43 protein-coding genes and 1 tRNA gene are annotated in these 24,036 nt (G+C 50.4%); 6 read left to right on the plus strand and 38 right to left on the minus strand.

Annotated elements, in window-relative coordinates; all coding sequences use genetic code 11:
• Positions 1–59 precede the first annotated feature (59 nt).
• Together HY394_00740 and HY394_00745 are read right to left on the minus strand one after the other, a co-directional pair.
• Positions 60–362, minus strand: coding sequence for a metal-sulfur cluster assembly factor (locus HY394_00740; protein MBI4052547.1), 303 nt, complete (start codon positions 360–362; stop codon positions 60–62).
• 223 nt (positions 363–585) lie between these two features.
• Positions 586–1,059 (minus strand): hypothetical protein, encoded by a 474-nt coding sequence (locus HY394_00745; protein ID MBI4052548.1) that lies wholly within the window; start codon positions 1,057–1,059, stop codon positions 586–588.
• A gap of 220 nt (positions 1,060–1,279) precedes the next feature.
• Here HY394_00745 and HY394_00750 point away from each other — a divergent pair, with 220 nt between their 5' ends.
• Together HY394_00750 and HY394_00755 are read left to right on the plus strand one after the other, a co-directional pair.
• Entirely contained in the window at positions 1,280–1,549 is a 270-nt protein-coding gene (locus HY394_00750; protein MBI4052549.1) for a helix-turn-helix transcriptional regulator, read from the plus strand.
• Between the two features lie 188 nt (positions 1,550–1,737).
• Positions 1,738–2,223 (plus strand): hypothetical protein, encoded by a 486-nt coding sequence (locus HY394_00755; protein MBI4052550.1) that lies wholly within the window; start codon positions 1,738–1,740, stop codon positions 2,221–2,223.
• Here the strand turns inward: HY394_00755 and HY394_00760 are convergent.
• Positions 2,220–2,930: a hypothetical protein gene (locus HY394_00760; protein MBI4052551.1), complete on the minus strand. Its 711-nt coding sequence runs from the start codon at positions 2,928–2,930 to the stop codon at positions 2,220–2,222. The genes HY394_00755 and HY394_00760 overlap by 4 nt on opposite strands.
• Positions 2,931–3,074: 144 nt before the next feature.
• Here HY394_00760 and HY394_00765 point away from each other — a divergent pair, with 144 nt between their 5' ends.
• Positions 3,075–4,265, plus strand: coding sequence for a glycosyltransferase family 4 protein (locus HY394_00765; GenBank protein ID MBI4052552.1), 1,191 nt, complete (start codon positions 3,075–3,077; stop codon positions 4,263–4,265).
• 38 nt (positions 4,266–4,303) lie between these two features.
• Here the strand turns inward: HY394_00765 and HY394_00770 are convergent, their stop codons facing one another.
• A complete protein-coding gene (locus HY394_00770) occupies positions 4,304–4,642 on the minus strand; it encodes an acyltransferase (GenBank protein ID MBI4052553.1) in 339 nt (112 codons plus the stop codon).
• Positions 4,643–4,970: 328 nt separating this feature from the next.
• Between HY394_00770 and HY394_00775 the strand changes: the two genes are divergently transcribed.
• Both HY394_00775 and HY394_00780 read left to right on the plus strand, forming a co-directional pair.
• Entirely contained in the window at positions 4,971–5,219 is a 249-nt protein-coding gene (locus HY394_00775; protein MBI4052554.1) for a hypothetical protein, read from the plus strand.
• Between the two features lie 13 nt (positions 5,220–5,232).
• Positions 5,233–5,577: a hypothetical protein gene (locus HY394_00780; GenBank protein MBI4052555.1), complete on the plus strand. Its 345-nt coding sequence runs from the start codon at positions 5,233–5,235 to the stop codon at positions 5,575–5,577.
• 469 nt (positions 5,578–6,046) lie between these two features.
• On the opposite strand, the gene HY394_00785 is transcribed toward HY394_00780, so the two are convergent.
• Together HY394_00785 and HY394_00790 are read right to left on the minus strand one after the other, a co-directional pair.
• Positions 6,047–6,412: a DUF4430 domain-containing protein gene (locus HY394_00785; protein MBI4052556.1), complete on the minus strand. Its 366-nt coding sequence runs from the start codon at positions 6,410–6,412 to the stop codon at positions 6,047–6,049.
• Positions 6,384–7,070: an ECF transporter S component gene (locus HY394_00790; GenBank protein MBI4052557.1), complete on the minus strand. Its 687-nt coding sequence runs from the start codon at positions 7,068–7,070 to the stop codon at positions 6,384–6,386. The genes HY394_00785 and HY394_00790 overlap by 29 nt, the downstream gene beginning before the upstream one ends.
• Positions 7,071–7,136: 66 nt before the next feature.
• Between HY394_00790 and HY394_00795 the strand changes: the two genes are divergently transcribed.
• Positions 7,137–7,751: a cation transporter gene (locus HY394_00795; GenBank protein ID MBI4052558.1), complete on the plus strand. Its 615-nt coding sequence runs from the start codon at positions 7,137–7,139 to the stop codon at positions 7,749–7,751.
• 72 nt (positions 7,752–7,823) lie between these two features.
• Here the strand turns inward: HY394_00795 and HY394_00800 are convergent, their stop codons facing one another.
• The 32 genes from HY394_00800 to rpmC all read right to left on the minus strand — a co-directional run bounded on the left by HY394_00800 (position 7,824) and on the right by rpmC (position 24,030).
• Positions 7,824–8,210 carry a TRAM domain-containing protein gene (locus HY394_00800; protein MBI4052559.1) on the minus strand — a complete coding sequence of 129 codons (387 nt, stop codon included), beginning with the start codon at positions 8,208–8,210 and terminating at the stop codon, positions 7,824–7,826.
• 60 nt (positions 8,211–8,270) lie between these two features.
• The gene (locus HY394_00805) at positions 8,271–8,996 is read right to left on the minus strand and encodes a 30S ribosomal protein S2 (GenBank protein MBI4052560.1); all 726 of its coding nucleotides are present in this window, start codon (positions 8,994–8,996) and stop codon (positions 8,271–8,273) included.
• Between the two features lie 14 nt (positions 8,997–9,010).
• Positions 9,011–9,205, minus strand: a complete 195-nt coding sequence (locus tag HY394_00810; protein MBI4052561.1) for a DNA-directed RNA polymerase subunit N — start codon at positions 9,203–9,205, stop codon at positions 9,011–9,013.
• Between the two features lie 20 nt (positions 9,206–9,225).
• Positions 9,226–9,672, minus strand: coding sequence for a 30S ribosomal protein S9 (locus tag HY394_00815; GenBank protein ID MBI4052562.1), 447 nt, complete (start codon positions 9,670–9,672; stop codon positions 9,226–9,228).
• 5 nt (positions 9,673–9,677) lie between these two features.
• Positions 9,678–10,097: a 50S ribosomal protein L13 gene (rplM, locus tag HY394_00820; GenBank protein ID MBI4052563.1), complete on the minus strand. Its 420-nt coding sequence runs from the start codon at positions 10,095–10,097 to the stop codon at positions 9,678–9,680.
• 9 nt (positions 10,098–10,106) lie between these two features.
• Complete coding sequence (locus HY394_00825) at positions 10,107–10,481, minus strand: 50S ribosomal protein L18e (protein ID MBI4052564.1); 375 nt, start codon at positions 10,479–10,481, stop codon at positions 10,107–10,109.
• Between the two features lie 63 nt (positions 10,482–10,544).
• Positions 10,545–10,663 (minus strand) — tRNA-Leu (locus tag HY394_00830).
• Positions 10,664–10,739: 76 nt separating this feature from the next.
• Positions 10,740–11,489 (minus strand): DNA-directed RNA polymerase subunit D, encoded by a 750-nt coding sequence (locus HY394_00835; protein MBI4052565.1) that lies wholly within the window; start codon positions 11,487–11,489, stop codon positions 10,740–10,742.
• A gap of 22 nt (positions 11,490–11,511) precedes the next feature.
• On the minus strand, positions 11,512–12,033 hold the full coding sequence (locus HY394_00840) for a 30S ribosomal protein S11 (GenBank protein MBI4052566.1): 522 nt from the start codon (positions 12,031–12,033) through the stop codon (positions 11,512–11,514).
• Positions 12,026–12,631 carry a 30S ribosomal protein S4 gene (locus tag HY394_00845; GenBank protein MBI4052567.1) on the minus strand — a complete coding sequence of 202 codons (606 nt, stop codon included), beginning with the start codon at positions 12,629–12,631 and terminating at the stop codon, positions 12,026–12,028. The genes HY394_00840 and HY394_00845 overlap by 8 nt, the downstream gene beginning before the upstream one ends.
• Positions 12,632–12,641: 10 nt before the next feature.
• Entirely contained in the window at positions 12,642–13,271 is a 630-nt protein-coding gene (gene rpsM, locus HY394_00850) for a 30S ribosomal protein S13 (protein ID MBI4052568.1), read from the minus strand.
• Between the two features lie 5 nt (positions 13,272–13,276).
• Entirely contained in the window at positions 13,277–13,498 is a 222-nt protein-coding gene (locus HY394_00855; GenBank protein ID MBI4052569.1) for a 50S ribosomal protein L14e, read from the minus strand.
• Positions 13,499–13,529: 31 nt separating this feature from the next.
• Positions 13,530–13,877 (minus strand): hypothetical protein, encoded by a 348-nt coding sequence (locus HY394_00860; GenBank protein MBI4052570.1) that lies wholly within the window; start codon positions 13,875–13,877, stop codon positions 13,530–13,532.
• The gene (locus HY394_00865) at positions 13,861–14,364 is read right to left on the minus strand and encodes a DUF106 domain-containing protein (GenBank protein ID MBI4052571.1); all 504 of its coding nucleotides are present in this window, start codon (positions 14,362–14,364) and stop codon (positions 13,861–13,863) included. The genes HY394_00860 and HY394_00865 overlap by 17 nt, the downstream gene beginning before the upstream one ends.
• Positions 14,365–14,607: 243 nt before the next feature.
• Positions 14,608–15,999: a preprotein translocase subunit SecY gene (gene secY, locus HY394_00870; protein ID MBI4052572.1), complete on the minus strand. Its 1,392-nt coding sequence runs from the start codon at positions 15,997–15,999 to the stop codon at positions 14,608–14,610.
• A gap of 25 nt (positions 16,000–16,024) precedes the next feature.
• Positions 16,025–16,537: an uL15 family ribosomal protein gene (locus tag HY394_00875; GenBank protein MBI4052573.1), complete on the minus strand. Its 513-nt coding sequence runs from the start codon at positions 16,535–16,537 to the stop codon at positions 16,025–16,027.
• A 3-nt stretch (positions 16,538–16,540) separates the two neighbouring features.
• Complete coding sequence (locus HY394_00880) at positions 16,541–17,017, minus strand: 50S ribosomal protein L30 (GenBank protein MBI4052574.1); 477 nt, start codon at positions 17,015–17,017, stop codon at positions 16,541–16,543.
• On the minus strand, positions 17,014–17,757 hold the full coding sequence (rpsE, locus tag HY394_00885; protein ID MBI4052575.1) for a 30S ribosomal protein S5: 744 nt from the start codon (positions 17,755–17,757) through the stop codon (positions 17,014–17,016). Before rpsE ends, HY394_00880 begins: the two co-directional genes overlap by 4 nt.
• A 13-nt stretch (positions 17,758–17,770) precedes the next feature.
• Entirely contained in the window at positions 17,771–18,343 is a 573-nt protein-coding gene (locus HY394_00890) for a 50S ribosomal protein L18 (GenBank protein MBI4052576.1), read from the minus strand.
• Entirely contained in the window at positions 18,340–18,792 is a 453-nt protein-coding gene (locus HY394_00895) for a 50S ribosomal protein L19e (GenBank protein ID MBI4052577.1), read from the minus strand. The genes HY394_00890 and HY394_00895 overlap by 4 nt, the downstream gene beginning before the upstream one ends.
• A gap of 11 nt (positions 18,793–18,803) precedes the next feature.
• The gene (locus HY394_00900; protein MBI4052578.1) at positions 18,804–19,322 is read right to left on the minus strand and encodes a hypothetical protein; all 519 of its coding nucleotides are present in this window, start codon (positions 19,320–19,322) and stop codon (positions 18,804–18,806) included.
• A gap of 32 nt (positions 19,323–19,354) precedes the next feature.
• A complete protein-coding gene (locus HY394_00905; GenBank protein ID MBI4052579.1) occupies positions 19,355–19,903 on the minus strand; it encodes a 50S ribosomal protein L6 in 549 nt (182 codons plus the stop codon).
• Positions 19,904–19,923: 20 nt separating this feature from the next.
• Entirely contained in the window at positions 19,924–20,316 is a 393-nt protein-coding gene (locus tag HY394_00910) for a 30S ribosomal protein S8 (protein MBI4052580.1), read from the minus strand.
• Between the two features lie 14 nt (positions 20,317–20,330).
• The gene (locus HY394_00915; GenBank protein MBI4052581.1) at positions 20,331–20,504 is read right to left on the minus strand and encodes a 30S ribosomal protein S14; all 174 of its coding nucleotides are present in this window, start codon (positions 20,502–20,504) and stop codon (positions 20,331–20,333) included.
• Between the two features lie 109 nt (positions 20,505–20,613).
• Positions 20,614–21,126 carry a 50S ribosomal protein L5 gene (locus tag HY394_00920; protein ID MBI4052582.1) on the minus strand — a complete coding sequence of 171 codons (513 nt, stop codon included), beginning with the start codon at positions 21,124–21,126 and terminating at the stop codon, positions 20,614–20,616.
• Positions 21,126–21,845 carry a 30S ribosomal protein S4e gene (locus HY394_00925; GenBank protein MBI4052583.1) on the minus strand — a complete coding sequence of 240 codons (720 nt, stop codon included), beginning with the start codon at positions 21,843–21,845 and terminating at the stop codon, positions 21,126–21,128. Before HY394_00925 ends, HY394_00920 begins: the two co-directional genes overlap by 1 nt.
• Positions 21,846–21,858: 13 nt before the next feature.
• Positions 21,859–22,236, minus strand: coding sequence for a 50S ribosomal protein L24 (locus HY394_00930; GenBank protein ID MBI4052584.1), 378 nt, complete (start codon positions 22,234–22,236; stop codon positions 21,859–21,861).
• Between the two features lie 67 nt (positions 22,237–22,303).
• Entirely contained in the window at positions 22,304–22,702 is a 399-nt protein-coding gene (locus HY394_00935; protein MBI4052585.1) for a 50S ribosomal protein L14, read from the minus strand.
• Positions 22,699–23,076 (minus strand): 30S ribosomal protein S17, encoded by a 378-nt coding sequence (gene rpsQ, locus HY394_00940; GenBank protein MBI4052586.1) that lies wholly within the window; start codon positions 23,074–23,076, stop codon positions 22,699–22,701. Before rpsQ ends, HY394_00935 begins: the two co-directional genes overlap by 4 nt.
• Positions 23,055–23,354: a ribonuclease P protein component 1 gene (locus HY394_00945; GenBank protein MBI4052587.1), complete on the minus strand. Its 300-nt coding sequence runs from the start codon at positions 23,352–23,354 to the stop codon at positions 23,055–23,057. The genes rpsQ and HY394_00945 overlap by 22 nt, the downstream gene beginning before the upstream one ends.
• Before the next feature lie 86 nt (positions 23,355–23,440).
• Positions 23,441–23,743 (minus strand): translation initiation factor, encoded by a 303-nt coding sequence (locus tag HY394_00950; protein ID MBI4052588.1) that lies wholly within the window; start codon positions 23,741–23,743, stop codon positions 23,441–23,443.
• Between the two features lie 2 nt (positions 23,744–23,745).
• Positions 23,746–24,030, minus strand: coding sequence for a 50S ribosomal protein L29 (gene rpmC, locus HY394_00955; protein MBI4052589.1), 285 nt, complete (start codon positions 24,028–24,030; stop codon positions 23,746–23,748).
• Positions 24,031–24,036 lie beyond the last annotated feature (6 nt).

Raw genomic sequence — 24,036 nt, forward strand, 5'->3', positions numbered from 1 at the left:
TTATTTAATCTGCCGTTGCCGGCCATGGCCCGGAAGGAAAGATTCTGGTATTGGCTGCCTTAAAGGAAGTCTTCCAATGCTTCCAGCGCCTTTCCCGACGCCATTTTCGGGTTCCACGGCGGTTCAAAAGTTATTTCGATTTCAGCGTTTTTGACGCCTTCGACCTGCCTCGCAACGGTTTCCGCCTGCGCAATCATCTGCGGCCCGGCCGGGCAGGCGGGGCTTGTCAAGGACATGACAATTTTCACGTCGCCGCCGCTGACTTTGATTTCATAAACCAGGCCAAGCTCGACGATGTTGAAATGCAGTTCCGGGTCGATGACCTGCCTGAGCGCCTCGCGGATTTTTTCCTCGGAAACCATGCCATACACCAAAACAAGAATTGGACAAAATAGTATTAAAGCTTCGCGCCTCCCCCAGCCGGCCAACTCATCCATGCTGGCGGATTTTGCAGGCCGTTCGATTCCGCGCGGCTAAGGCAATAGGATGGTTGGGGGTTGTGCAGATTTAAGCCCGGTCTTTATGGGCGATATCGGGCAATTTCTGCACACCCGCTATGAGGCAAAATAAAAGCGCCAATGCGTTTTACTTGCTTGAAATTTTCTTTTTCTTCACGTAAGCCCAGATTTTTTTAGTCATTTCGCTCGGGGCTATTTTTCCTGATCCGAAAATGTCTTCTGCTGTGTCCTTACAGCCCTTGAAGCAGATGTTGTATCCGCCAAATGCTGGTTTCGCCATTTTTTCATCAAACTCCTTTGCATTTTTTGTAAAGCCAAAAAGGCTTTTATTTAACAAATTGCGTTCGGGTTTAAATAGGTAATGTCGAAAAACGCCAAAAATGCCCTGCCAAAGGGAAAAATCGCAAAAAATGCCAGTCAGGAAAATGTGCAAGGCCGGGCTCAAATGCCGTGCAGGGGCACCGGGATTTTCAATAGTGAGGAAAGGGTGGTTGAGTAGCCTGGCCGCGAAAAAGTCATGCCGTTGATTTCGGAGGACTTTATTCTTGGAACACGGATTTGCCCAGGGTGATTTTTTATAAAGTCCAGCCAGTTCATGCAAACTCAACCTCCCTTGATTTTCCTCTTTTTGCCTTCCAACCTTTTTTCCCCTTTGCCGAGGAGTAATAAGTAGCAGCGGGTTGTATTTAAATATCAGCTATAAAAAAGTTAGCAGATAAAAAAAAGAAAGCTGAATAAATAGGTATAAAAATTCCATTTGCTATCTTTTGTATACTATGTTTGACGGCGCAAAGCTTTTGTCTCTCAATAAGGCTGTTCCTTTGGTCGAACCGAAGTTTTCCCTTCTCATTCTGGCGCAGCTGCTGGTTTCCGGCGGCTCGGGCAATTTCAACAAACTGCTTTCAAGCGTCGAGGGCCTGACGCCTAAAACGCTTTCAACGCGCCTCAAGGAATTGGAGGAGAAGGGCCTTGTTTCAAAGCAGATTCTTGTCGGCAGGCCCATCCGCATAGAGTACAGGCTCACGAAAAAAGGCCTTGCATTGGAAAAAGCCTTGGCGGAGCTTGCGGATTGGACGGCTGGGTCGGCTTGAAACAGCCGGATTAATTTTTTATAGTTGCCCTGCGTTATTTTCTCTGTTGATTTTGGATGGTTTTCAGGCCCAAATTGTTCAAGCCTTCAAGTGTTCACCGGACAGAATGCCTTCACGGGCCGTGGGACGCGGTGGCCACTTATCGCGTCGAAGCCCGTCTTGAGGGGGGCGGAAGGCGGGTCCTGCATTTGATTGAGAAGAATTTTGCTTTTGACCCTGCATTGGTCAGGCATCAGAATATGGGGATGGGCGGGCCTGACCGGCTTGCTGAGGCTGAGCGCATATTGCGCCTTCAACAGGAAGAACATGCTCAACACTATTCTGTCGTTTCACAGGTTTTGAGGCGTGCCGGCATCAACACGGTTTCTGTTAGGCTGATGCGAAACGAAGATGGCTCCCACCGCATTTTTTTGGGCGACCTTAGCGAGGGAGGCCAACACAATGTAATTGAATGGGCAGACGTTTCAGAAAACGAAACTGAGGAAGCGCGGTCTCTGCCAAATTATTCTGAAGTGAAGGCTCTTATTGAAAGCCAGACGGCCGATGCTGCAAGCGCCGGCGCCAGGATTTTTTCACTCCGCGCTTGGCTGATTCTTATTGACGGCAGGACCGGCCGTGGCAGGCCGTTTGTCGCGGATTTCAAGCACGTGTTTCTTCCACGTTTGCCGGATTAGGCTTTTTTCTTTTTCACGCCGTATTCGAGTATGCCTTTGCCCCTGTATTCGAGGTTGTAGCTTGCCAGCAGTTCTTCGAAGCCCCTTTCGCCTAAAACCCTGCGCAGGTTGTAGAAGTCGAGCTTGATTGTGCCTTGCGCCGGCACTCCATGCTCTTCTTTCGGCGAGTAGATGCCGACTATGACGTTTATTTTATCGCCTTTTTTTGCCAGTTCGCGGTTTTTTTTCTTGAATTCCGGCGTCCTGGTTTCCTTCCACGCCTGCAGGAAAACATTGAATTCCTCGAAAACAAGGTTGAGGTCGTTTGCTTTCAGCAGTGTTTCAAGGCCTTTTTCCGAAAGCCTTTGCCTGAGCTTTGCGAGCAGTTTTTCAAACTCTTTTTCGTCTTTTCTTGCCCAGTCCGCCAACGGCCCTTTCGGGGGTTTTGCCTTTGAAACCTTGTGTTTCGAGCGTACGTGGTCGCAGAATACTGCTATGAGGCCGCATTTTGCGTCGTGCCCAATGCTGTAAAAGTCGCCGCTGTGGCCGTAGCCCAGAATGCTTATGCCGTCGTGCACGATTCCGGTTTCGCTTTTGTTTCCTGGGTTTGCGTCCGTGTAGGAGTTAAGCACGTTTCTTTCGTGGTGGTCCAGGCCAACGTCCTTGAATGCCTTTGCTATGAAGCCTTTGTGTACTCTCCTGTCAACGCAATGCACGATTTTGCCCAAATTTTATCCCTCCGGAGACCGAACCAAAAAAGATTTACGGCTGAAAGGCATAAATACTTGCAGCCTTATTTTTAATGGTTAACAATATTTGAACCTTGAACCTTTATAATAATTTAATGGTTCTTTTTTTGGTGGCGGTGGCTTTTGGCTCGCATTTGCAGGATTGTCGACTTTTTTCCTTCGGAAAAGGAAATTCTGGGCGATTTGGGCCCCAATTACCATTATTATTCGAAGGGCACGACCGATGCCGGCTTCGAGGAGCATGTCATTTGCACCCGCGGAAAAGGCCAGCCTGAATTCGAAGAAGTGGGCAAGGTGAAAGTGCATCGCGTTGCACCGTCTTATGTGAAGCATGCCCGCCGAAGCCTTCTTTGGGGCGCTTTTGCGAAAAATTCCCTGGCCAAGGCACTGGAATTGAAGCCCGATTTGCTGGTGGGCCACAACGCACTGCATTTTTGGCCGGCCCTGCACAAGAAACAGCTTGAAAAGCGGGACATCCGGCTTTTGACGCATCTGCACGGCTGGGTTGACTTCATTTTTTTTGCCGAGCATTTTCCCTGGCTTGAAAGCCCTTCCATTGCGTTCCGGGACCGCGCAATGGATTTTTCGTTTTTTTGCCAGTTTTTGCCGGTTGTCCTGAACGCTGACTTCATTGTGGCATGCGACAATTCCACGAAACTGGACGTGCAAAAGTACGCCGGCGGCAAGCCGGTCGAGGTTGTCTACAACGGCGTTGACCTGGATGTGTTCAAGCCAATGAAAAGCAATGTCAAGGAAGGGCTTGGCGCGGAGCGGCTTTTGCTGAATGTTTCAAGGCCCGTGCCCTGGAAAGGCCTGCAATACCTGATTAATGCTATGCCGTTAATCAACCGCGAGTTTGATGATGCCAAGCTTTTGCTTCTGGGCTTCAGGCGCGATGACTACAAGCCTTACACTGCGTGGCTTGAGCGCCTGGCTGAAAGGCGCGGCCTTTCAAACGTGGTTTTCGGCGGAAAAGTGCCTTACTTTGACCTTCCGAAATACTATTCGGCTGCCGACTGCTTTGTCGCGCCCTCGTATCCTGATCCGAGCCCTAAAACCGTTTACGAGGCGCAGGCATGCAACACTCCCGTTGCGGGCGTAAATGGCGCGGGCATTCCCGAAATTTTCGGCCCGGAATCCGGCCTGCTGTTTGAAAAGCGCAATCCGGAAGACCTGGCGGCCAAGGTCATTGAAATCCTTGAAAAGCCCAGGTCTTTCCGCAACGGAAGGGAAACAGTCGAAAAAAAGGCGACCTGGAAAAACTGCGTGAAAAGCCTTGTAGGCGCGTACGAAAAGGCATTGGCGATGCCTTGAACTGCTTGCCTATTGCATTGCTTTTGCCTGTTAGCCCTTTACGCCCTTTTTTTTATCTCTTTGGCGGGGTTGCCCGCAACAATGGTGTAAACCGGAACGTTTTTCGTGACAACCGCGCCGGCTCCGACAATTGCGCCTTTTCCTACTGAAACGCCGGGCAGGATTGTCGCGCCGGCGCCAAGCCAGCAGTCCTCGCCGATTTCGACTGCTTTCTCCTCAAATGCCTGCTGCCTGATGAGCGCGTTTTTTTTGCGCCCGTGATTGGATGAAGTTATTGTCACTCCCGGGCCGATCCGGGTGTTATTCCCGATTTTAACATTGCCCCTGCCAAGGATTACGCAGTAAGGGTTTAAGGAGCAATTGCTGCCGATGTCAATGCTTCCCGTTACAGCGTCAAGCAGGCATGCACGCAGGATCTTGGAGTTGTCGCCGATGGAAATGGAGCCTTCCCGCTCCACGGTTTTCACCGTGGTCAATGAAGAAAGTGTTTCGATGGCAACGTTGTTTCCGAGTGAAACCCGTTTTGCCGAGTCGATGTGCACGCCTGGCTCGACTGAAACGTTTCTGCCGATGCGCCTGAAAGAGCCCCGAAATACGAGCAGCCAGAGCCACTGCCTCAGCCTTTTCAGGGCTTTTGCCAAAAGCTCCGGCAGGGAATTCTGGCCAAAATAGCCAATTCTTTTTTTCGCCATTAAGCCTATTGTAGTGCTTTCCCCTTTTTTATTGTTGCTGGTTTTAAGATTGCGGGCCGGCAAAACGCCTTTTTTTGCAAGGGTTTTGTCTAGCCAAAACAACAAAAAAACACCAATTTTTTTATGTATATGTGCCTTTTTCTCCCAAAATTCTGCCATCTTTGGCGGTTTTCGTGCTTTTTCACCTGCCCGGACGGGCAAAATTTTACAATTGTTTAACGTTAATCATTATGTGGTGGCTGGTAATTTTTTATCTGCATGAAGTTAAATTGTTCATGGCCATCCCGCCCTCGCTTGAGCGTTCGTGTGCCTTGCCTTCCAGGCACTTTTTTGCGAAAATCGTACTCTTGCGCTTTTTTGCCGCCTGCTCCGGCCCGTTGAACCCAAAAATAGCCTCAAAAACAGGTGGTTTGAAATATGATGTTTTAGGGCATATTTTAGTTGTTGTTTCAAACCATTTTTCGTCCAAAAATCCGCAAAAAACAACCATTTTGGCATTTTTGGCGTTTTTTTGGCAATCGAGTAGGGTTTGGAAACCAAACTATTGCAAAGAAAGCAATATAAAAAAGCGTATATTTTTTCTCTTTAAGATAAATTATTTACGTTTTTTTGTTATGTAGTTGGCTTTTTTGCCTGTTTTTGGCTTTTTTGCCAAAATGCGCTCACGAATTCATTGTCTTTGATGAATAAACTATCTTGGCAGTTTCATTAGCAGGCAAACCAAATTCTGCCAGAAAACCCAGCCAAAAACGCTAATCTATTAACCCAATAAAGTGTTTTGCCCTTTGTGCTTTTGCCTTGCCTTTCATTCAGGTCTTGGTTGGAAAGCCGGCCTCGTCTGTTAGGTGAAGGCGGCGGCCATGCGCAAAGGTGGTGTAGGGGGTGGTGTTTTGGCCGGGGAGGAGAGCCGACATAGCGGTGGAAGCGGGAGAGGAGAGGGAAGTGTGGTGCCAGGCTTCCGTCCAAGGCAAGCAGCCAGAGCAACCTGAAAGATTTGTCTTGCCGGGTGGCTTTTTTGCCCTTGGGCGGCTATCCGATAAACGAATTCGGCCAATCTGATGAAAATCTTGCCAAAAAAGCCTTGTTCTTTCAGGCGGTGTAGCCTTCGATTTTGGCAATTTTCCATTCGACTGAAACGTCCTTGCCGGCTTTGCAATCGCTTATTCCCACTGTGGCTTCCTTGCCGTCCACAAATAGCTTCAAAAACTCGTCTTTTGCAGGTTTTATGCCATTTATCGACTCCACCATGGCGCCGAAAGAGTATTCTTTTACGCCCACGTCGGCAAGCGATTTCATGGCTTCAAGGCAATTGGTTCCTTTTGCGACCTGTGAACTTTTTTCCAGCAAAACCTTGCCATCCAGGTTGCTGACCTTGAGCGAAAACAAGACGGTTTGCCCTGCATCCGTGCCTTTGCCCTGCCTTTGTTCAGTCGTCTGACTTGTACAGCCTGACACTAGTAGTAGTGCCAGCAGCAGTGCGGCTAAAGCTGATTGCCTTGAATCCATTGTTTTTCCTCCATTTGAGCAGCGGCTTGAGCGCCAACGCAAAAGCCACATTCGAAATAATGTGAACGAGTGAAAACGGCAGGGATGTTAGGAAATACAGCGGAATTGCCAGCAGCCCCAGGCCGAAAACGCCCGCGCCAATGCCCATGAACGCGCCTGAAATGTTCATTATGGCTTCAAATAAAACCGTGCCCAGGACGCTTAGCACAACAAGGTCAATCCAGGTCGGCTTTTTCGCTTTTCCTGCAAAGCCTGCAACCATGCCCGCCAGGCCTGCTCCGAGCGCCTGGAAGACAGTCCAGGGCCCCTGCAGGCCCCAGATGAAAAAGTTTGACATGATGTAAGCCGAGCCGCCAAGGGCAAAGCCTTCCCGTGCGCCGAAAAGCAGGCCTGCAAGCACTGCAAACGGAATGATCGGCTCAACGGATGGCACGAACTGCAACGCTATTCTTCCGGCGGTTGCAGCCGCCACAAGGCCCAAGAACAATGCAGTTGCCTTCGCCTCGTCCTTGAACTTGGAACCCTTTACTTCAGAAAAAATCTGCCTGGCGATGCCTTCCGCCTTTAGTTGCGGCTTCTGGCTGGCTTGTGTTAGAGTTTTCTGCACCAATTTTTTTCCCCAAAACATTATTCGGAGTACGCGGTTTTATTTGTTTCTGCGCAAACTCTTTTTATGCCGGAAACAAAGGCAGGGCTTGTCAGGAAGGCAATCCTGGCACAGTATGTCCTGCTCGCGTATAACCTTGCCGAAGGGATTCTCTCGGTTTTTTTCGGGCTTGGCGCGGGAAGCGTTGCGCTTCTCGGCTTCGGCTTGGACAGTTTTATCGAGGCGGCTTCAACTGCCATAGTGCTGTTGCGCCTCAAAAAGTCCGGGAAAGTGCCGGAAAAAGTGGAGGAATCGCATGAATTGCGCGCATTCCGGCTGGTCGGAGCGCTCTTTATCCTGCTTGCAATCTACGTGTCCTTTGATTCCGCCAGAAAGCTCCTGCTGCATGAGCAGCCGCAGGCAAGTCCGGCAGGGATTGCGATTGCCCTCGCTTCAATTGTTCTCATGGGATATTTTTCAAAATACCGCCACGGTCTTGGCCATGAAATCGGCAGCCGCGCCCTCATTGCGGATTCCAGGCAGACACAGCTTTGCGTTTTCATGTCTTATGCCCTGCTTGCCGGCATTGGCTTGAACGTTCTTTTCGGCTGGTGGTGGGCTGATCCACTGGCGGGAATTGTGATTGCAGCCTTGGCCTTCATCGAAGGAAAGAAGGCGCTTGAAGGCAAAACCTGCTGTTGAAACAGCAAACCAGACCGGCGTGTTTGGCCGGTGAAATAAAAATAGAAATGAAAAGCGGTTTTTTTCCCGCTTTCACTCAAACTTTTCTTCGTCTTCGGGGCTTTCCTCGGACTCTTCTTCCTCGTCTTCGGATTCTTCGGAGTCCTCTGAGGGTTCTTCTTCGCTTTCCTCTTCGGAGTCTTCTTTTTCAGAGTCCTCGTCTTCGGAGCTTTCGCTTTCCTCGGCTTTTGCCTCGCTTTTGCCGACGATTTCGGAGAATGCAACGCTTTTCCTTATCGCGTTGATTTTGACCTTTATCTTGTCGCCTTTTTTTGCGCCCGGCACTATGATGACAAAGCCCTTGATTTTGGCTATGCCATCCCCTTTCTCGCCGACGCTTTCGATTTCAACGTCGTATTCCTGGCCTTCCTTCACGGGCTTGTCAGCCGGAAAAGAGTTTCTTGGAAATCTGCCATTCATTTATGCTCACTCTCCCATAAGTCTGAATGATTTTTGTACGAATGATCTTTTTTTGCCTGGTCAGAACCTTCTGCGCGGGGTGAATTCCCTTCTGTCGCCGAATCTCCTGAACGGCCTTCTGCCCTGCTGCCTTTCTTCGTCTTTTTCCTCGCCTTCCTTGACAATGTATTCGAATTCCACGAGCTTTTCGTCAAACTTGGCCTCGTCTTTGAGCGCGCCGCTTTTTTTGAGCAGCTCTTTTGCCAGCAGCCAGTATACGAGGGCAAGGCTCTGCCTTCCCTTGTTGTTTACCGGTATTACCATGTCAATGCCCCTGAGCGAATTGTTGGTTGATGCGAGCGCAACCACCGGGATTTTCACTACTCCGGCTTCCTTTATGGCCTGCTCGTCCGCGTCTGGTTCGGTGCAGAGCAAAACTTTGGGTTCGAAGAACTGCGTCGATTCCGGGTTTGAGAATGTTCCCGGCACGAACCTGCCCACGAACGGCCTTGCCCCGACAACTTCGCAGAATTTTTTTGCCGGCGTCTGGCCGTAAACCTTTCTTGAAACGACCGCGATTTTCGACGGTTCGAATCCTGAAAGGAATTCTGCAGCCATGCGGATCCTCTGGTCGATTGTTGCAATGTCCAGAACGTTCAGGCCGTCCTTTCTTTTCTTGAAAATGTACCTTTTCATGTCGCCTGACGTGAATTTTGTGCCGATGTGGCAGCCTGTCTTCAGGTATTTTTCGCTCGGCACCAGCGTTTTTTCGCCTGCCGTGGTTTCCGTTGTAGTTTCTTCAGCCATGAATGTATCCGCCCTTAAACATTGAATTTCATGAGGTCGTCTATCATTTCCGTGTTGGAGATGAGCATGCGCCTGCAGCAATACCTTGTTATGCCGAGGCTGTTGAGCACCTGCTCCGGGTTTTCGCCTTTCGCTGTCCTGTCCTTGAACTCCTCGAATGCGTCGGCTATGACCTTGCCGCACGAAAAACACCTTACAGGTATCATCATCTTGTATTCCCCCGGAATGTTTACCTCTTGCTTTTCTGTTTCTTCTTTCTTGCCTTTTTACCCAAAGGCTTCTTGCTTTCAACCCTTCTGGGGTCGTCGACGACCATGAGCCTGTCATAGGCAATGAATTTTTTCCTCAGCTTCTCGTCTTTGGTGAATGCCAGAAGCGCTTTTGCAATTGCGGCCCTGCTTGCGATTGCCTGTCCCATGAAGCCGCCGCCCTCGACCTTGACGTCAATGTCAACGGTTTTTGCGAGTTCCGGTGCCAACGACAATGGCTCCATTGCTATTTCCTGCAAGTATTTTGACTCGATTGTTTCGATGCCGCGGCTGTTCACCTTGATTGAGCCCTTGCCAGCGGTTATGGTGGCTCTCGCCGTAGCCATTTTTCTCTTGCTTTTCGAGTTCACGCCGGTTTTGACCTTTTTCCTGCGCTTCTTTTTTTCCTTTGCGATTTCTTCAGCCATTCATTTCACCATTTTGCGCCCAGCATCGCGCTTAATTCTTCGACCGTGACAAAGTTGTGCTTTTTTTCGCTCAGCGCGCTTTCAACGGTTTCAAGCTTTTCGTTTTTGAGTTCTTCCGGCACGCCTATGAAGACCTTGACGTTCGCGTACGCCTTTCTTCCGCTTGCCCTCTCGGACGGCAGCATTCCCTTGATTGCCTTCCTGACAATCTTGTCCGGCATCCTGCTCCATTTGGGGCTCATGTGGGGATTGCCTTTTGCGGTAAGGTTGAGCCTTGTCTTCCATTTTTCCGCAAGCCCGACCCTTGAGCCCGTGAAGCCCGCCTTTTCGGCGTTCACCACGTTGATTTTTTCGCCCGCAAGCGCTTTTTTTGCCAGCACGGAAGCAAGCCTTCCAACAACGAGGTTTGAAGCGTCAACGTTCATTTTTCCCACCTAACCGATTATTACAATGTTCTCCGGCTTTTCATTTTCCTCTAAAAGCTGGTTTATTGAAAGCGCCTTGCCCTTGACGCCAATCTTGTCGATTGCCTTTTGGCTGAAATCGAAGGCGCAGACCTTGGCCTTCACTCCGATTTCGCCTGAGCCGAGCACCTTGCCCGGCACAAGCAGGGTTTTGCCGGAAAACTTTTTCGCCATTGCGTCAACCTTCCAGAGGTTCATATGTATTCTTTTCCTGCGCGGCCTTTTCAGCTTTTCCGCAACCGCTTTCCAGACGGCCCTCTTTTCCTTCCTGCCTTTCTTTTCAAGCGCTAGGATGAGCTCCTTGGCTTCCAGGTTTTTCGGCCCTTGGTCTTTTCTTGTCTTCATTTTTCAACACCGGTTTTCATTTCATTTTTACTGTCGCTTACTGCTGCGCCTCTCCCGTTTTTTTGCAGGAGGGCGGATTCGAACCGCCGAAGGCACTAAGCCAGCAGATTTCCCAAAAAAACTTTTTTCCAAAACATTTTTTTTCTTAAGTCTGCCCCCGTTGACCGCTTGGGTACTCCTGCACAGGGGCTTGCGCCCCTTGTAAACCCCCTTCGAGGCATTGCTGCGGCAACGCCTCAAATTCGGTTTTTTTCTCGGTCATAACTTGGAGAGTTCTTTCCTGAATTCCTCCGCTTTTGCTTTCAGCGCTTCCGCTGCCTGTTCAAGTATTTCGTTTGCCGGGAGGCTGCCGCTTGACTCGACCGTGAGCACGAATTCGTCGCTTTCGTAGTCCAATGCCAGGGCTCCGCCGGAAATTTCCCCGGTTTTTTCCTTTGAATAATGGAACGTGTAAGGGTCAACCATCGAAATTTTTTTGCCCTTGAGTTCGAAAACGTCTTTCGGCGCCTTTTTGAGTATGTCCTCGGGCTTGGCAGAATCGTTTTTCTGCACGAGCTTTGGGACCTCGTTGAACGCGATTATGCCTGGCTGCCATTTCGAATTCTCTTTTCCGGTCGACATGACTGCTTCCATTTCCAGCTTGAGCTTCTGGCCTTTCTTGAGCTTTGTTATCGGAATCTTTGCGCTGGCAATCTCTATTTTCGGGTCCGCGCATTTTATGTCCTTGCTGTAGACAGTGCACGGGCCTTCCTTTTCAAGCACGAGCTTTACCTTGTCGCCTTCCTTGTAGGATTTGGTGTCGGTTTTCACGGGCAGCAGGCCGAGCCTATGCGCGAGCATTTCGTCGAACATCACGGAATCATTTTCGTAGACGGAAACGGTTTCTATTGCGAGCACGGGCACGTGCGCCATGGCAGACCTGCGGATTGCGTTCATGAACGTCGTGGTTGCGCCTTTAACGACAAACCTGGAAACGTTGTTGTCTTCGCTTACCTTTTTTATCTCCACAGCTTTTCCCTCCGTCAAAATTTTACTTTCCCCTTTTGCCCCTGTTCCGCTTTTTTTTCCTGCAGCCGTCGTGCGGCAATGGCGTTACGTTTTCTATTTTCCTTATCCTGAGGCCGTTTCTTGTCAGGCTCCTGATTGCGGCTTCCGCTCCCGGGCCTGGAGAAGCGGGCTTGTTGCCGCCCGGCCCCCTGACCAGAACGTCGACTTCGAAAATTTCCTTTTCCTTCGCCTTGTCAGCCGCTATTTCAGCTATTTTCATTGCAGCGTAAGGGCTGCCTTCCTTGTGCTGTGCCTTTATGACCTGGCCGCCCGAGCATTTTGCGATTGTTTCGGCGCCGGTTATGTCCGTTACAAGCATGATTGTGTTGTTGTGTGACGCGAAAAGGTGCACTATGCCGCGCTTTCCCCTCGGCGTGTATTCCCTGCGTTCCCTGTAAGCCGGGGCTTCTTCCTGCTGTGTTTCCTGGCTTTTGGCCTGCGGCTTTTCTTCCGCTTTTTCCTGTGCCTTTTGGCCTGATTCGTGCGCGCTTGTTTCTTTAGGCATTTTCTGTCACTTCCCCTGCGGCAGCTTCGGTTTCCGGTGCGTTTTCCCCGGTTTCGCCTTTCGCTGCCTCGAATTCTTTTTTGAGCGCCGCCTTGGATTTTTCCTGCACGGCTTCCTTCAAAATTTCCTTTCCGTAAAAGCCGACCTTGTTTTCCTGTTCCCTGCTTACAAGGTAGCCCGGAACGCTTACCTTGCGGCCGTTTACGCCGATGTGGCCATGCGTTATGAACTGCCTTGCCTGCACAGCCGAGTTTGCAATGCCTTTCCTGTAAGCGACTGTCTGCAATCTCCTTTCAAGGAATGCCTCGATTGTCAGGCCGAGCACATCGTCCAAGGTCGCTTTGGGTTCGAGCAGGCCCTGCCTTACAAGGCTTTCAATGAATTTCTGCTGCGAGTCGCCCCTTTTTTCCAGCGGCGTTGCAATAAGCTTTCTTGCGGTTTCCCTTTTCTGCCTGAGCATGGTTTTTGTCTTCCACAGCTCGCGCTTGTTCTTCAAGCCGTATTTTTTCTTAAGCTCCCTTTCAACTGCAAGCGTAGCGCTTTCCCACCGCTTTTTCGGGCCTTCGAATTTCTTTGTGGTCTTTTTAGGGTCTCCCATTCATGTCACCTTACTTTTTCTTCGGCGCCGCTTCCTTGCCTGCCGCCGGCTTTGCAGCCGCTGCGGCCGGAGCTTTTGCCTGGCTGCTTTTTGCGTCCTTCTTGAAAACTCCCACTGTCGCGCCCTTTCCGCGGTGCGTTGACTTTGTCCTCTGGCCCCTCACCGGCAGGCCCCAGCTGAGCCTCAATCCGCGGTACGACCTGATTTCATTGAGCCTTTGCATGTCCTTCCTTCGCGCAAAGTCAAGTTCCGACATGACCAAATGCGAGCTTTGTCCCGTCTCGTAGTCCTTGCGCCTGTTGAGCATGAATTCGGGCAGGCCGAATTTTCCCGGTGCGAGGATTATTTCCTCAAGTTTCCTGTCCTGTGCCTCGCTCATCCTGCCGAGTTCCCTATTTGCGGAAACCCCTGTCTGGCGTTCAAACGCGCCCGCAATGGCTTTCGCGCTTCTCTGCCCAATGCCCTTCAAATCCATTATCGCCCTTCTGACTGGCAGCGAACCATCAAGGTCCTTGTTGTTTATCCTGACAATCAGCCTTGTCTCTTCCTGGTTCTGCTGCACCGGCGCGGCTTTTGCGCCTGCCGCCGGATGCGCATCGTCCTTTTTGTGAACCGGGTTTACGGGTGTTTTCGTGTCCATTTGCATCAAACCTTCAAAAGTTTAACTATGTCCTCATGGGGCGCGTTTTCCTTTATCGCTATTTTCTGGGATGTCGGAAAGAGATGCCGCGGATTGCATTTCGCCCTTTTCACCTGCGGGCCGTCGACCAGGACAAAGTCTTTCTCCCACGAAACCACGACGGCCTTTTTGCCGGATTCGCGGCCCTTGGTTTTAATGCAAACCGTGCCAATTTCGAGCGTTGTCATTTTTTTTCACCAGAACAAACACAATCCAATTTCACTGCCTTTCAAGCGCCTTGATTTCCTGTTCAACGAACTTCCTTATCCTGAAGTCGACGTCGTTCAGGCCTTTCAGGCTTTCCCTGACTTTCACTGCCTCTTCGACTATCTGCGTCCTTGCCCTGCTTGAAAGCACTCCGCCGTACCTGACCGAGGGCCTTCTTTTTGTCTTTGCAAGCTTTCTTGTCTTGGCAATTCCCTTGCCGTGCGGCACGCCGTGCAACGCTTCTCCCGTTATCGGGCACGCCTTTTTCGACGCTTTGCGTGCCGAGGAGACCTTCCTCGTCTTCGCGGAAATGCTTTTCCTGAATTTTTGTTTCCTGTACCTTTCACTTCTTTTCGGCATTTTTTCCGCCCCTGAAATGTTCAAATGCTGTGAACGCGAGGTTTATTGCAGCGCTGAATATCAGCGACAGCAAAACATACCATCCAATCCAGCTTGTCTGCTCGTAAAACACTATGCTCCAGTTGCTCCCGAACCATGGCACGGGCACGGGCAAATCGATTATTGCCTTGCCGTACAACGGAGGGATGACAAAAACGAAAACTGCCAATGTGACGGGAAGGTAGAAAAGCAGGTACTTGTTCATGGCCTGCATGCTTTCAAGCGAGATTTCCATCATTTCCTTCTGGACCGCCTCAAGCTCCTTCATTGCGTTCTTGTCATCGGTTTTCTTCATTAACTCCTTTGCCTTTGCCTGCTTTTCCTTGAGCTTTTTCTGGCTTGCCTTCTGCTTTTTTGTTATGCCCATTTTTTCCTGGAGCGCCCTCGACCCGATTGCGAGCAGCGCGCTTATCACGGCAATGTCTGCCGCCGGGTTAATGAATGCCATTTTAAAACCCCGACCTGATTGAATTGCCGGAATTCAATCCCAGAAAATAGCGCAAGCAACCATTATTTGTCATGTAAATGTTATAAAAAGCTTTTGACGCGCCGGGCACACTTGCCTCTGCCGCCTCCTGAAATGGCCTTGGAACCTTTGCCATTGTGCCTGTTTTCACTTGAAAAACCTCTCCGAGGCAGGGGACTCCGTCCCCTCGCGCGCCCCTTGAGCCTTTAATGCTGTTTCTGTTTTTCACTTGAAAAACCTCTTCAGCAGGGGGTGCGTCTGCATGAGCTGTTCCTTTGCCAGATCCTCGTACAGCCTGTAGACTATGCCGACCGTGAGCAGTATGCCTGTGCCGGATGCCAATGCTCCGACAGTCATGTCGCCGACGCCTGCAAGCAGGGCAACAAAAATCGAGCCGATGATTGTTATGGGCGGAATGTACTTTTCGAGTATGCTGAGGATGATGCGCTTGTCGCGCCTGAAGCCTGGAATGTACATTCCTGATTTTGAGAGCTGTTCGGCGACCGCTTCCGGCCCCTGCCCGCCCATGTTGACCCAGAACATGCCGAAGACAACGCAGCATGCGGTAAGCACGATGATGTAAGCCAGGCCCTGCACCAATGCCGCGCTCGTGGCGGCGTTCAGGCCGATTGTGATAAGGCCTTCTATCAGGGGCAGGCCGCCGACGCTCGGAACAGTTGTTATGTATGCCAAAAAGTCGAACACGCCTTTCAGCAGCACTCCGATTACGGGAATGTTGCCGACAGCGAGCGCCCAAATGCGGATGTTTGCAAACAATGCAACCGCAAGTATGACTGGAATGTTTGAAACGTACAGCAGTTTGACCGGAAAGCGCCCGCCCATGCCGGTTTTTCCCATTGCAATCGGAATGTTGACGTGCATTCCTTCCGCGAACACGATTATCAAAAAAATCGCAAAGACTATCAGTATGGGCAGTATGAACGAAATGAAGTCAAATGTCTTGACGAACATGAACAGGTATCCGCCGTCTGCAAGCAGTGGATTGAGGCCAAGGCTTGTTATCAAGTCAATCGGCAATGGCGGCCTGAAAACCTGCCAGAGGAAAGACTGTGCAACGCCGCCCGCAATGAAAAGGCTTATGCCCGAACCTATTCCGTATTTTGAAACCACTTCATCCAGGTAAAGCAGTATGAGCGAGCCGAGCGCAACCTGCAGTATGACAAACGGAAGCATGCCGGGATATGGTTTCAGCAGCCCGGACATCGTGTAGACCGCGGCTTCGAAAAAGCACAGCACTATTGCAAAAAGTTTCTGCAGGCCCTGGAAGTGCGCCTTGCCTTTCGGATCGGTCAGGTCTATTTCGAGTATTTTTCCGCCGACAAGCAGTTGCAGTATGATTGACGCCAGGACAATCGGGCCGATTCCCGCCGTAATGAGAGTTCCGATGTTGCTTGCAAGGATTACTTGCAGTGATTCAAGCTGGCCCGCATTCGCGGCCTGGTCGATGCCGACAACAACCACTGCACCCATTATGAAAAAGAGAAGCAGTGCGCCCGCGCTCCACATTATTTTCTGTTTCAGCGGCGGCGAGGCTTCAGGGTTTTTGACTTCCGGCAGCAGCCTGTACACCGGTTCCAAAGCCTCGACTATTCCCATTCATTCACCTAAAATGCACTGATGCCTATTTCTTGTTTTCTGTTTCCCCCGTGTCGCCTTCCGTTTCCTCTGCCTCGAACTCTTCGTCCTCTTCCTCCAGGGCTTCCACTCCCTCGATCCTGCCGCCGGCTTCGCTTATTTTTTTCGCCGCCCTCTTGCTTGCCTTGAAATTTTTCAGCAGCACCGCATCCTTTATCGCCCCGGTTCCGAGAATTTTCTGGAAACCGACTTTTTTTGCGTCAACGACAGTCAGGCTCTCCTCTTTTCCGACAAGCTTCTTCGCCTCCCATTCCGCAAGCTTTTGCTGCAACTGCCCGACGTTCAGCGCTTTTGCGTTGGTTTTTGTTTTGAGCTTTCCCTTTTTTCCGAACGCATCGTAGTACTTGCTGAACTTGTGCTTGTGGCTTCCCGCCCGTCCGACGCCGCCCTTCACACCAGAACCGCGCTTGTTTTTCGTGTTGCCTTTCGCGTGCGTCCTCTGGCCGCGCAGCTTGTTCTTTTTCCTTCTCGTCCTGACTGTCATTTCAACACCTTTCAAACTTCAAACCATTCTTTTTAAGAGGGCATTTATTTCCTTTCCCCTGTTGCCCGAGGCCCCGCCCACGACAAAAGCCTGCTTTATGCCGAGCCTTTCAAAGCCCTTTCTCGGCGCCTTGAGCCTGAAAAAATTCCGGATGCCGAGCTCTTCCGGCTTTTTGCCCGCAAGCAGCTGTGCAGCCAGTTTATCAAACGATTCCGCTTCCGCCTTTTTGCCTTTGGCCTTTGTTCCGGTTTCCGCGTTCGTTGCATTCCTCGTTTTTTTGCCCCTTTTCCTGAGCAGTGTTTCAAGCGTTTCCTGGTCGATTTCGCCGAACGCTATGAACGACTGCGCCTTTGAAAGCATTCCCCCTGTTTCGGGCCTGTCGGCAACCAGAACCATGCTGTTGTTTTTTCCCAGCCCGAGCAGTTCAAGCGTTTTCTTGGTATCGGGTTTGAGGTGGACCCCGCCCCTGATCCTTACTGCAGCAATCAATGTCATTTCCTTTCACCGCTTTTTTTTGTCATGTCATCGGACTGCTTCATTTTCGTGGTCTGGGAAAGCGCGTCAATCGCTGCCCTGATGAAGTTAAGCATTGTGGAACTGTTGCCTTTGGTCTTGCACCAGACGTCCCTTATTCCGGCAAACACCAGAACGTCCTTGATGTTGTTTCCTGCAACCAGGCCAATGCCTTTAGGCGCGGGCAAAAGTGCGACCCTGACTGAAGCGCCTTTTCCCTCGACTTTGAAGGGCACGGAATTGTCGTCCGTTGTGGTTGCGGCTTCCCAGCTGCCTGAGCCCCTTCTTACTTCGACCAGGTTGAGTTTTGCAACCCTTGCGGCCTTTCTTGCAGCGGGCCATTTTTCGACGTCCTTGGCTGTTCCGACGCCGACAAACTTGTTCCTGTCGCCGACCAGCACTGTAACCCTGAAAGAAAACTTTCTTCCCGCCCTTACAACCCTCGCGGTTTTCTTGACTTCCACCATCTTTTCCTCAAGGCTTATCAGGCTGTCCACTATTTCCGGTTCCAGTATTTTCGCGTTTGACGCGAAAATTTCCTCAAGCGTCTTTATTCCGCCGGCCTTAACCCTTTTTCCAAGGTCGGTTTTCGGAATCCAGCTTTCAAGCATCCTTTCCTTCTGTTCCTCTTCCCTCGTCTTCCTAGGCGAGAACTCCGAGCCTTCTTCGGCTACGACTGTTTCCTCTTCCTCGCTGCGTTTTCTCGTTCTTTCCTTAGCCATCATTTTTCACCGTTCAAGAGCCCAGAATCTTCTGTTTTGCTTCGGCAAACTTTTTTGAAATGCTTTTCACGTCAAAGCCGCTTTGCGCATATTTTGAAAACATTTTGCCGAACTCTTCCCCGCCGAGGCTTTTCGCGTAAGCTTCTATTGTCCTGCCGTCGATTCTTTCCTGCGGCGGGAACGCCTTCTCGTCGGCGGGCAATTCAACGCCCGCGTCAATCAGCCCTTTGAGCGCACCAAACACAGTCGAGCCGTGCACTGGCGTGGCGAACCCTATGTCGAGATTGCCTTTTTTCACGCCTTTCTCCTTCGCCCTTTTTCCGCAGAGCAAACCGGTCAGGTAAGCCGTCGGCGTATTGTTTGTCGGATACCAGCCGAATTCTTTCAGCTGCTTTGATTCGGCCTGCGCCAAAACCGAGTCGTCTTTTCCGTTGAACGCGATTGCCTGCACAAGGATCCTGGTGTTTGTTTTCCTTACAACTATCCTCGGCGTCTTGCTTTTGAGCATTCCAAGCCTTTTGGCATAGTTTGTCTTCTTCTCGTGCCTTCTCTTGAATTGCGTTTCATAAGTCGAAGTTTTAGTCATGCTTTCTCACTTTTGCCCAGAACCATTTCGTCAATGTACTTTTTGCCTTTGAAATAACCGCCCTTTATTTTCTTGTAGATTTTCCTATACCCCGCAGTCTCAACCGCTTCCGGGTTCGCCTTGCGCAGTTCCCTTAGCCTGTTCCTCTGCGCCCTCACTTTTTCCATCCAGTTTTCCTTTTTTGACGTTCTTGCAGTTGCCCTGCCCTTCCTTTTGCCCTGGCCCTTTTTCCTGCCCTTGCCTTTCTTGGCCGCAGTTTTTTTTGCGCGGCCCCTGCTGTGCGAGCTTTCCTTCCTTTCGGTTATCGCCTTGGACTTGATGAGCTGCCTGACGTCGTCCTTTGTTATCGCTTCCCCGACTTCAGGCATGTTTTCCGGGTCTATGGCTATTTTTGTCTTGCCGGTTTTCAGCAGCCTTGCCGCGATCCCCTTTGCTTTTTCCGCATCCATTCCAAAGCACCTCAATTCAGCAGGAGCAGGTTTTTCTCCTTCGCCTTTTTCGTTATCTGCTCGCGCTTTTTCTTGCCCACGGTTCCGGAAATCCTCAATGCGATTTCCTGTCCCGCGGACAGCCTTTCAATGTCCTTTTCGTTTGCCACAAGGATTTCAGCATAGCCGGAGGGATGCAGATGCCTTATTCTCCTGTCCGTGCCATAACCGGTTTTCGGTATCGGGCCGTTCTCAATGTCCCTGATATTGTCGATTCCGCGCGGCTTCCTCCACTTCTGCCATTTCTTGTTGGCAACTCTCCTTATGCTGCGGTTTCCGAACCTTCCCTTGAATAAAAGCCTTCTCTTCTGCCTGATTTTTTCCTGCAGTTTTTTGGTTTCCTTCGACCTTTTCGGGCCGGTGCGCTTGGTTTTTGTCGCGGGCCCGGTCGACTTTGCAGCCTGCTTTTTTTCCGCGTTTCCGGAACTCTCCGCCTTTTTCTGCGCGGCCTTTTTCGCTTCCACTGTTTTTGCCTTTTTTTCCACAGCCATTTTCATTCACTCAGTCGTTTTTTTTCCAAAAATCATTTTTCATGCAGGCTTCCGGTTTCAACCAGGTAGACTCCGTCCTGGAATATGCGCCAGTCCTTTCCCTTGACGCGCGAGGTCTGCTCCAAGTTTGCGGCGGTCTGCCCGACGTCTTCCTTGCTTGAACCGCTTACTATGATTTCCTTTCCCTTCACTTCGACCTTTGTAGAGCCGACGATTTTCGATTTTCTCGGCTTTTTTTCGCCCAAAAAATTGTTTATTTCCACGACACTGCCCTTCACTGCCAAGGTCATGGGAAAGTGCGAGTATGCCACTTCAAGCCTGTACCTGTAGCCTTTCTGCAGGCCTTCAATCATGTTCTTTATGTGCGATTTGAGCGTGTTCACGACAACCATCGTCTTTCTCTTTTCGTCAAGCGCGATGATTGCCACTGCATTGCCTTCAATCCTGAAAGAAACGCTTTTTGCCTTGAATTTTTTTGAAACGCTTCCTTTGGCGGACTTCAGCGTAATGGTCTTCGCCTGCAATTCGGCGTGGATGCCTTCCGGCATTGCGACTTTTTCCTGAACCTTTTCGTTTGCCATCCAAAAAACCTTTTCCCATTTCAGTAAACGTATGCCAGCAGCCTTCCGCCGAGGCCCTGAGTTTTCGCGTCCATGTGCGTCAAAACGCCTTTCGGGGTCGTAACGATTATTATGCCCACATCCTTTGCCGGCAGGTACCGTTTCTCGAACTTTTCGAACTCGTCCTTCTTGACCGCGTACCTCGGCTTTATCGCCTTGCACTCGTTGATTTTTCCGCGAAGCTTGATTTTCAGCCTGTCGCCTTTCCTGTCCTCCAAAAAATCAAAGCCCTCGATGTAGCCCTTTTCCTGCATCACCCTGAATATTTCCTTCAAAAGCTTTGACCCAGGCTTGAACTCGCATTCCTTTTTTGAAGCCTGATCGCTGTTCTTGACTGCAACCAGTGCATCTGCTATCGGGTCAATCATTGTCATGGCTTTCCACCCCTTCAACTGTACTTTGAGAACCCCATCTTCTCCGCGACTTCCTTGAAGCAGCGCCTGCAAATGTTCAAACCATACTTCCTTATCAGGCCGGCCCTGACGCCGCACATCTTGCACTTCCTCGCCTTCTTCTCGGCCTTCAAGTCCTTCTTCTGCCTTTCATTGCTGCCTGAGTTCATTGCGCTCATTGCACTTCAACCCCGAGCCGATTTCGTCCGGCTGGTTCGACGACGGGTATCTCGCTTTGCTCGATACCCATCTGCGCCGTACTGTAAAATTCAATTTTTTTCATTGCACGTCCACCCCGAATTTTTCCCTCAAAAACGCCATCGCTTCCTCTTTCGAGACAAGCTGCCTTTTTCCGACAACGGCTTTTTTCCTTTTTCTCCTTTTGACCCTGTAACCGGGCTTTTCCAGTGAAACCAAAACATCCAGGCCGCGGATTCCGAGTTTCGGGTCGTACTTTGCCTGGGGCAGGTCAATGTATTCGCTTATGCCGAAACCGAAGTTGCCGGCGCGGTCAAAGCTTTTTGCCATTATCTTGTTGTCCTTTGCCTGGAATGCCTGCTTCAGGAATTCCTGCGCCTTTTTGCCCCTCAGCGTAACCTTTGTCCCTATTGGAAGGCCCGGCTTCAGGTTCCATGTGGGCTGCTTGACCTTTGCAAGCGTCTGCACTGACTTGCTGCCGGTGATTTTCTCAATTATCTGCTGCGCCTTCTTGAGCTCTTCGCCAGACTCGCCGACACCCATGTTGACCGTAACGGCGAATACCCTTACATTGCGCATTGCGTTTTCCTGCATCAAATCCCCTCTAATTCAGGCCGGGTTTCACCGACAACGAAGATGTTCGCCTCGTTTGTCAGGAATTCCTCTCCTTCGGACGGCTTGACTGCGATGAGCTTTCTCCTTGTCATCGTTCCCTCTGAAACCTTTGTGATTATGCCCTTGAGCCCCACTTTTTTTCCGCCGATTATGAATGCTATGTTGCCTTCCTTCATGGCAAGGCTGCCTGAAACCTTCTGGCCCGGCACTTCAACAATGATGGTGTCCCCGACCCTGACATCCTTATTTATTCCGCGGAAATTCCTGCCGTCGTTTGTCGTTATCTGCTGCTCTTTTCCTTTTATGGTGAACTTCCTTACAACCTTGCACAGCTTTTTGCCCTTTTCCTTGTCGCTGATTTCTTTTGGCAGGAGCTGGCCCGAATCATTGAGAATAATCCTGTAATTCTTTTTCTGGCCCTTGAGCGAGACAACGTCGAACAATCCGACCGGATGCCTTTTGTCCGTCACGGCCTTTCCGTCAACCTCGACTTTGCCCGCAAAAATTATCTGCTGGGCCTCGGACGCGTTCCTGGCTATTCCAAGAAGGTCCCTTGCGACAAAAAGCAGGGGCACGGAATTCTTGTTGTGCGGTCCCGCTTCCGCCTTGACCGTCCACAGATTTTTTTTCCTGTGGATTTTCCTCGCCTTGCTCACGCTGAGGGTTTTCTGCTGCCGTCTTTCGCCTTTTTTCGCCATAAACACACCCTGCTCATTCTTTCTTTTTCTTAACCTTGCTTTCCTTTTTTTCCTTGAACCTTTTCCTGTCCTTAGAATCGGTCTCGACAATGATTATGTTCGACGGCCTGATTCTCAACGGCACTTCCTTGCCGTCCGCCTTTTTCCTGACAAGCTTTTCAATGAAAACGAAATTTTTCCTGTAGTTCACTTCCGTTACTTTGCCTTCATGACCCTTGTGCGCGCCCCTTTCGACTTTTGCCTTGTCGCCTTCCTTAACTATGATCGTCCTCTTGCCGATTTCTTTCCGGAGTTCCTTTGCGACGGGCGCGGAGCACTGCTTCTGCAGTTCGTGCAGCCTGCTTTCAAAGAACCTTTTCCTTGCCTTTCCGGGCTTTTTCGATTTTGCCATAAAACATCAACGCTTTCTTTTCCCGCTTCCTTCCGGTTCATTCCTTCATTTCGCATTTCTTTTTTTTTCAGATGACCGCGGATGCCATGCCCGCTATTTTTGGCCAGCGCTCGCCGACTTCCTTTGCCACGACGCCCTTTATTTCGGACGCCTTGGGAAGGCCCTTCTCGTCGACCAGAACAACGGCATTGTCCTCAAACTTTACCCTCAGGCCGTTCGCCCTCCGGTATTCCTTTGCAACCCTCACAATCACTGCTTTTTCTACTTTTTTCCTGATTTCTGGCTTTCCTTTCTGCACAACGACTATGACAAAGTCGGCTATGCCCGCGCTGGGCGACCGTCTCTTCTTTCCCTTGAAGCCCTTGACCGCGATTATTTCCACGACCTTTGCGCCCGAGTTGTCGGTGCAAAAGCACATGCTTTTCAACAGAAGGCTTTTCGCCCTGTTCGCGCTGATCGGCTTCATTGCTTCTCGCCCCTTTTCAGAACTTCAAGCACGACAAAACTTTTGGTCTTGCTCAACTGCCTTGTTTCCCCGACCTTTACCGTGTCCCCTTCTTTTGCGTTCAGGCTGTCGGGATTGTGAGCGTAAATCTTTGACCTGCTTTTCTTGAACCTTTCATACTTCTGCACGTAATGCACTATGTCCCTTTGAACCGTGACGGTCTTCTGCGCCTTAGCGCTCTTGACGATGCCGACAAAAACATTGCCCCTGACAGAAAACTTTTCCCCGCCTTTCGGCCCCGCAGCCGCGGCCTTCGCCTCGGGCTTTTCCTTTTCCCGCGCGGCTTTTCCGGCCTTAGCTTCCGCCTTTTTCGTCATGTGCATTTCCTCCAGCATTCCTTTGACCTGTCTTCCGGCCTGAACGCCAAAGCCCTGCCTTCCAGCACGGCTTTCTCATTGCCGAGGGAAAACCCGAAGGTCGCCTCTTTTTTGGGAACCTTTTTTTCGGTTCCGCCGCTTTCAATCACAAAAACGTTTTTCGTCTCGTCTACAACCCTGCCTTTCAATCCAATTCTTCCCGCGTCGGAGCTCTCCAATACCTCGACGTCCAGGCCGATCAGCTCGTGGCACGCAAGGTTTTTTTGCGAAATGCAGTAATGTTCGGTTTTGATCATTTTTTCACATTCCAAATTTTTTTCATCCAAGCATTTTCTTTTCATTTTCCCATTCGTTTTTTTCCCAAACCCAATTTTTTTCCGTTTCAAGCGTCAATCTGTTCGTCCTTGTAGCCCTGCTCGAGCAGAACCTTTTTCGCCTTGTCCCTGTGGTTTCCCTGCAGTTCTATTTCATCGCCTTTTATCGTGCCGCCGCATGCAAGCCTTTTCTTGAGGTTCATTGCCAGCTCGTGGATGTCAATGTCCTTTCCGATGCCGCTTACCGTCGTGACAACCTTTCCGAACCTTCGCCTGTCGATCCTTATCTTTATTTTCTGCGATTCCTTTGCGATTTCAACGCAGACGCAGATGTTTTTCGGCAGGCCGCATTTCGGGCAGATTCCCTCCATTGTTATTCCTTCACCTCAGATTTTCCCCTAGCTTTTTCCTTTCCAATCTTTTCCTTTTTCGCTTTCTTCGCTGTTTCCGGCTTCGCCTTTTCCGCAAGGCTTATTTTAGTGAACAATCTTGCGATGTTTTTCCTCAGATTTTTTATTTTTCCCGGGTTCGAGGCCTTTGTTCCGGACGCGACAACCGCCCTCTCTTTCGCAAGCTCGTTCTTGAATTCAAAAATCTTCTGCCTGGCATCCCCGACAGTAAGCTCGCTTGCCTCAATCCTTGCGCTTTTTTTCGCCATCAAAAA

The organism is Candidatus Diapherotrites archaeon, from assembly GCA_016205145.1.
Lineage (GTDB): Archaea > Iainarchaeota > Iainarchaeia > Iainarchaeales > JACQJH01 > JACQJH01.